Source organism: Flavobacterium sp., from assembly GCF_036405015.1.
Lineage (GTDB): Bacteria > Bacteroidota > Bacteroidia > Flavobacteriales > Flavobacteriaceae > Flavobacterium.
In genome coordinates this window covers 25,172-31,591 of sequence record NZ_DASWYK010000170.1, presented here as the reverse complement: position 1 = coordinate 31,591, position 6,420 = coordinate 25,172, and the positions used below count along the sequence as shown (strand labels likewise).

Genomic DNA, 6,420 nt, shown 5'->3' with positions numbered 1-6,420 from the left:
TTTTGTTAGCTGTTGCTATCGCATAAGGCGCAATCCAGAATAAACTGAAAGTGTAGAAAACACTGTAAGAATAAGCCCAGAAAGACTCAGACAAGTTGTATCTTTTTGCATAAAACAACATAGAGAAACTTGAGAAAATTAAAATTCCTAAAAATGTTGAACTTAAAAATAATATCGGGTGAACCGCAATAAAATAGAACATAAATAAAATAAACGGATAAGTCATTGCGATTTTAAAGAATTGGTTTAAGAACAACATTCTCGCGCCAAATTTTGACTCTTTTCTAAAATCTGTGAAAACATATTTCGCCATCATCAAGTTTTCACGAACGTTACTTCTCGCCCATCTGATGAACATTTTGTATAATCCTTTATATTCTTCAGGAACATTCGTCAATACTACAGCATTTCTTTGAAATCTAACTTCAAAACCTTGTTTCAAAATCATATTAGTCAATGCACGATCTTCTCCAATATCTGATGGTTGTCCCATGAAAGTCTGGTTGATCCATTCTGGAAGACAGTTAAAAACAGCATCTCTTTTGTAAGCTGCCAAAGCTCCTGGTGTACACAACACAGAACCTAACTGACTTTCTACAGAGCGTTGAAATTCAAAACTCATTACAAAACTTACATTCAGCATTTTTGGTAAAATAGCAGATTTGTTGTTTAAAACCTGAACGTTTCCTGCAACTGCTCCACATTTTTTGTTTACCACAAACGGACTAACTAAATTTCTTAAAGTATCTTTTTTCACAATAGAATCACTATCTACCGTTACAAAGATTTCTCCTGTACCTAGTTTGAATCCTCTGTACAATGCCTGACGTTTTCCTTGGTTTTTTGGCTGTTGGAAAATCGTTACACGATCTCCTAATTTTGCTTTTGCTTGTTCCATCCAATACCAAGTATCATCTTTACTTCCATCGTCGATAGCCAAAAGCTGTAATTTTTCTGCTGGATAATCGCTGTCTGCAAGACTCAATAAAGTGTCCCAAACTAATTTTCCTTCGTTATAAGCCGGAACGATAATCGTACAAGTTGGCAATAAATCATCTGACACAGATTCGATTGGTTTATATCTTAAATACAAATAAGAGCTGTACAAGAAAACTCCTGTTTGATAGAAGAACAAAAGTGTTGTGATGATTAAAAATGGTAATCCCCAAGTTGACGCGATTCTTTCAAAATGAAATTGTTCGAAATCGTCTTGTAATAAAAATACCGAACAAACACCTGCAATCATCAACAAAAATGTTGCAATAATAATCGTTAATCCAATTGGACTTGTTGGTCTTGTTACGTGTATTTGTTTTGCTTTTTCATTAGTTCTAAAAAAAGAACCACTTAATGATTTTTCGCTTATAGCTGAACTATTGTTCGCATAAAATTGTTCTGAGATAATTGTTTCGCTTTCCATGCTTATACTCCTTTTTTGATTGCTTAATTATGGGCTTTTAGTAAAATCTTTCTTTTCCTGATTTATGTAACTCCTCTTGGAGAAACAATAAAAAACAAACACATCAAGATTTTGTCATAAACACAATTTGCAAGTCGCGTGCCAATACGTTTTAAAGCTGTTATAGAGCCATTTATAAAAAAACACCTCAAAAAGAGTGTGTAATTATTTTACACTTTGTGGATAGTGTATACAGTAAACATGTAACTTTTGGAATTAAAAAAGACTCCATTTTTAAAGGACTTTGAAGAGATTGAGTTCTCTTCTCACTGTTATTTTTTTATCAAAATAATCTGTACATTATTTAAAACGAAAATCGTAAAACAAAATTGTGCAGAAGATCCAAAAGCGCACTTTACTTCTGCATTTTATTATACGTTTAAGAACATTTCTTCATAAAAAAACAGGAAATCTAAACGAAAAAAGTTAAATTTAACCAAATAAATATAACCCTAAATTGAAAGTATAAGAAAATGAGTACAGAGCACTATAATCTTTTGCTGGCTGATGATGATGATGATGACTGCCTTTTCTTTAAAGAAGCTCTCGACGAAACGTCAATAAATGCAGTACTTCATATTGTACATGATGGTGTACAGTTGATGGACTATTTGAAATCAAATACCGCAACTAATTTTCCGGATGTACTTTTCCTTGATTTAAACATGCCAAGAAAAAACGGATTAGAATGTCTAGCAGAAATTAAAGCAGATGAGAAACTGAAAAAATTGCCTGTCATTATCTTCTCTACTTCTTTGGATAGTGAGATAGTTAACAATCTTTATAAAAATGGCGCTTCCTTTTACATTCGAAAACCTGGTGATTTTTCTAAGTTAAAAAGAGTAATTGAAATAGCGCTGACGACTGCTTCAGAAAATAATTTCAAACAGCCCGAAAGAGCTAATTTCATACTGCAACCCTAAATCTGCTCTGGAATGAACCGTAATAAAAAGGAACATTATTTTCTTTCCGATGGAGGAGAAATGGGAAGCTTAATACGTTCCGCAGATTGGAGCAAAACTCCATTAGGCGATCCTGAAAAATGGCCGCAGAGTTTAAAAACAATGACCGCAATGATGCTCGGCAATCCTTTTGGAATGTACATTGCCTGGGGAAAAAATTATATACAATTATACAACGATGCTTTTCGTCCTATTTTAGGCACTTCCAAACATCCAGAAGCTTTAGGAGAAAGTTCTCAAAATACATTTGCTGAAATATGGGATACAATTGGTCCTATGTTTACAGATGTCATGAAAGGCAAAGCGGTGAGTTTTCCTGACTTTAAAGTACCTCTTAATCGAAACGGTTACACAGAAGATTGCTTTTTTGATTTTTCGTATAGTCCGATAAAAATAGAAGATGGTTCTGTGGGCGGAATTTTAGTTACTGTTATTGAAACCACAGAAAAAAAAATCGTTGCAGATGCTTTACAAGAAAGTAATGCGAGATTTGTCAATAATATTATGCAGGCTCCAGTGGCTATGTGTATTTTTAGAGGAGAAAATCATATTGTCGAAATTGCCAACGAACAAATGATTCAGCTCTTGGGAACCTCAGAGATTAAAATCATCAACAAACCTATTTTTGAAACACTTCCTGAATTAAAAAAAATAGGTCTTGATGAAATTCTTCATACTGTTTTTTCGCATGGTAAAAAAATTACAACCAACGAACATTTTGTTCAACTAAACCGAAACGGCCAAACCGAAAATACATACGTCAATTTTGTTTACGAAGCTCTTAGAGAAGCTGACGGAACGATTTCGGGCGTTGCCGCAATTGCTACTGAAGTTACGGCTCAAGTTTTAGCTCGCTCTAAAGTAGAAGAAAGCGAACAGAAAATCAGACAGCTGGTAGAAAATGCGCCTTTTCCAATTGGAGTATATGTTGGAAAAGAAATGCGTATCGAACTAGCCAATGAATCTATTATAAAAATTTGGGGAAAAGGTCCTGACGTAATTGGAAAAACCTACACCGAAATTCTTCCAGAGTTAAAAGACGCTCCTATTTTCAAGCAAGTTCAAACCGTGTATGAAACAGGACAATCTTTTCATTCTCAAAACACCCGAATTGATATTCTGGTTGATAATGTATTAAAGACCTCTTATTTCAATTACAGCTTTACCCCTCTTTATGATATAAATGGAAAAGTTTATGGGGTAATGAATACGGCTGTAGAAATTACTGATTTATTTTTAGCCAAACAAAAAATTGAAGAAAGCGATAAGCGCTTTAGAGATACTGTTCGACAAGCTCCTGTTGGAATTGCAATTCTTCGTGGTCCTGATTACATAGCCGAAATGGCAAATGAAGCCTACCTTAAACTGATCGATCGAGATGAAAAATCGTTTGTTGGAAAACCTTTATATGAATCTCTTCCAGAAGTAAAAGAAGTAGTTTGTGATTTATTAGACGGCGTTTTAAATACAGGAATTCCTTTTCATGGAAATGAAGTTCCAGTTCCAATTAATCGATATGGAAAAATAGAAATTTGTTATTTTGATTTTCTATATCATCCTTTAAAAGAAGAAAACGGAACTATTTCAGGAATTTTGGTAACAGTTACAGAAGTAAGTGAAAAGGTTGAAGCCCGCAAAAAAATCGAACTTAACGAAGATCGCCTTAAAATTGTCGTAGAAGCCAGTGAATTGGGAACTTGGGAATTGAATGTAAAAACCAGAAAACCTATTTATTCTCAAAGATATCTTGAGATTATCGGTGGTTACAAAGAAGAAATCACCTTAACTCACGAAGAATTACTGGCACATCTCCATCCTGATGATTTGCATATTAGAAATAAAGGTTTTAAAGAAGCTATAATTTCTGGTTTCTTAAATTATGAAGTTCGTGTAATCTGGAAAGATCAATCTATTCATTGGATCGAAGGAAAAGGAAAAGTCTTTTATGATGAAAATCAGGAACCTGAAAAACTTATTGGAACCATCAGAGATATTACCGAAGAGAAAAAATACCAGCAAAAAATTGAAGAAAGCGAAAAAAAACTTCGTAATCTTATTATGCAGTCACCTGTTCCAAAAGCCATTTTACGTGGAGATGACTTTGTAATCGAAATGGCCAATTTTGCTCTGCTGAATAATATCTGGAAAAAAGAAGAAGCAGAAGTACAAGGAAAAAAATTATTCGAAATATTTCCTGAACTCCAAAAACAGAAATATGCCGAAATATTAAAACAAGTATACGAAACCGGGAAAGTATATTCTGAATCAGAATCACTTCTTTTTATTGGTGATGAAAAAAATGCTGGAAATCCATTTTATGTCGATCTTGAATATGCACCGCTTCGCGAAAGTGATAATTCGATTTCTGGAGTCAGAATGACTTTGATTGATGTAACCGAAAAAGTAGAAGCCAGAAAAAAAATTGAAGAAAGCGAAATGCGATTCCGTTCGTTAACCGAAAGTATTCCGCAGTTAATCTGGGAAACCGATGCCGAAGGAGGCGCTTTATTTACGTCAGGAAAATGGGTCGAATATACCGGAATTCAGCCTGGTGTAGAAGGTGCATGGGAAGCCATGATTCATCCAGACGATTTTAAGGAAAACGTGAGAATTTGGCAAAATGCTTTGATAACAGGAGAAATGTATCGCTGCGATGTTAGAATGCGAAGAAAAGACGGAAGTTACAGATGGCACACTGTGATTGGAGAACCTGTTTATAATATTGATAATAAAATTATAAAATGGGTAGGTGCCTTTACCGATATTCATACCGAAAAAGCATTTACACACGAACTCGAACAACAGGTTACAGCCCGAACAAGAGAATTAATTCAGATGAATGAATCGCTTAGAAAAAGTGAAGAGCGTTATCATTTAATGGTTGAAGAAATTCAGGAATATGCCATTTTGTACCTCAACCGAGATGGTATTATTGAAAATTGGAATGTAGGTGCCGAAAAAATAAAGGGTTACAAAGCAGATGAAATAATCGGAAAATATTTTGCCGTTTTTTATACCAAAGAAGATCAGAAAAACAATCTTCCTGAAAAACTTTTAAATGTGGCAAGAGAAAAAGGTAAAGCAATTCATGAAGGATGGCGTACCCGAAAAAACGGAAATTTATTTTGGGCAAGCGTTGTCATTACAGCTATTCACAATAAACAAGGCGAAGTTATTGGTTTCTCAAAAGTTACACACGACTTAACCGACAAAAAAAGAGCAGACGACACTTTAAAACTTAATGCCATGGAACTCGAGCAGAAAAACAACGAACTCGAAGAAATGAACAAAGAGTTACAGTCTTTTGCTTATATATCCAGTCATGATTTACAAGAACCACTTCGAAAAATTCAGACTTTCGCTTCGCAGATTGTAGAAAAAGAAGCTGCTAATTTATCAGAAAATGGATTAGATAAATTTAAAAGAATGCAAAATGCGGCACAGCGAATGCAGACTTTGATTAACGATTTGCTGTCTTATTCGAGAACTAATATTCAAGAACGTGTTTTTGTAAAAACAGATCTTATACAAATTATTGAAGAAGTAAAAGAGGATTTAAAAGAAGAACTAGAGCAAAAAAATGCTGTAATTGAAGTTAAGGAAACGTCAGAAGTAGATATTATTCCGTTTCAGTTCAAACAATTATTGTATAATTTAATAAGCAATTCACTCAAATTTTCAGATCCTGAAATTCCGATTAAAGTCAAAATCAAAAGTGAAATAAAAACTGGAAAAGATTTCAATATTGAAAAATTAATATCCTATAAAAATTATTGTCACATCCAAGTTTCGGATAACGGAATTGGTTTTGAATCACAATACAATAAAAAGATATTTGAAGTGTTTCAACGTTTACACGGACGCGACCGTTATAACGGAACTGGAATTGGTCTGGCTATTGTCAAAAAAATTGTAGAAAATCATAATGGTTTTATTACAGCTTCGGGCATACAAAACAAAGGAGCTGCTTTTGATATTTATATTCCAGTTAACTAAAAA

At 33.9% G+C, this 6,420-nt stretch carries 3 protein-coding genes; 2 read left to right on the top strand and 1 reads right to left on the bottom strand.

From position 1 onward, the window contains the following. A partial coding sequence (locus VGE71_RS14110) for a glycosyltransferase family 2 protein (protein WP_331138913.1) occupies window positions 1-1,420 on the bottom strand: 1,420 nt, incomplete at its 3' end. 512 nt (window positions 1,421-1,932) lie between these two features. On the opposite strand from VGE71_RS14110, the gene VGE71_RS14105 reads away from it, so the two are divergent. Together VGE71_RS14105 and VGE71_RS14100 are read left to right on the top strand one after the other, a co-directional pair. Next, complete coding sequence (locus tag VGE71_RS14105) at window positions 1,933-2,382, top strand: response regulator (RefSeq protein WP_331138912.1); 450 nt, start codon at window positions 1,933-1,935, stop codon at window positions 2,380-2,382. Window positions 2,383-2,394: 12 nt separating this feature from the next. After that, window positions 2,395-6,417, top strand: a complete 4,023-nt coding sequence (locus VGE71_RS14100) for a PAS domain S-box protein (RefSeq protein WP_331138911.1) — start codon at window positions 2,395-2,397, stop codon at window positions 6,415-6,417. The last annotated feature ends 3 nt before the right edge of the window (window positions 6,418-6,420 follow it).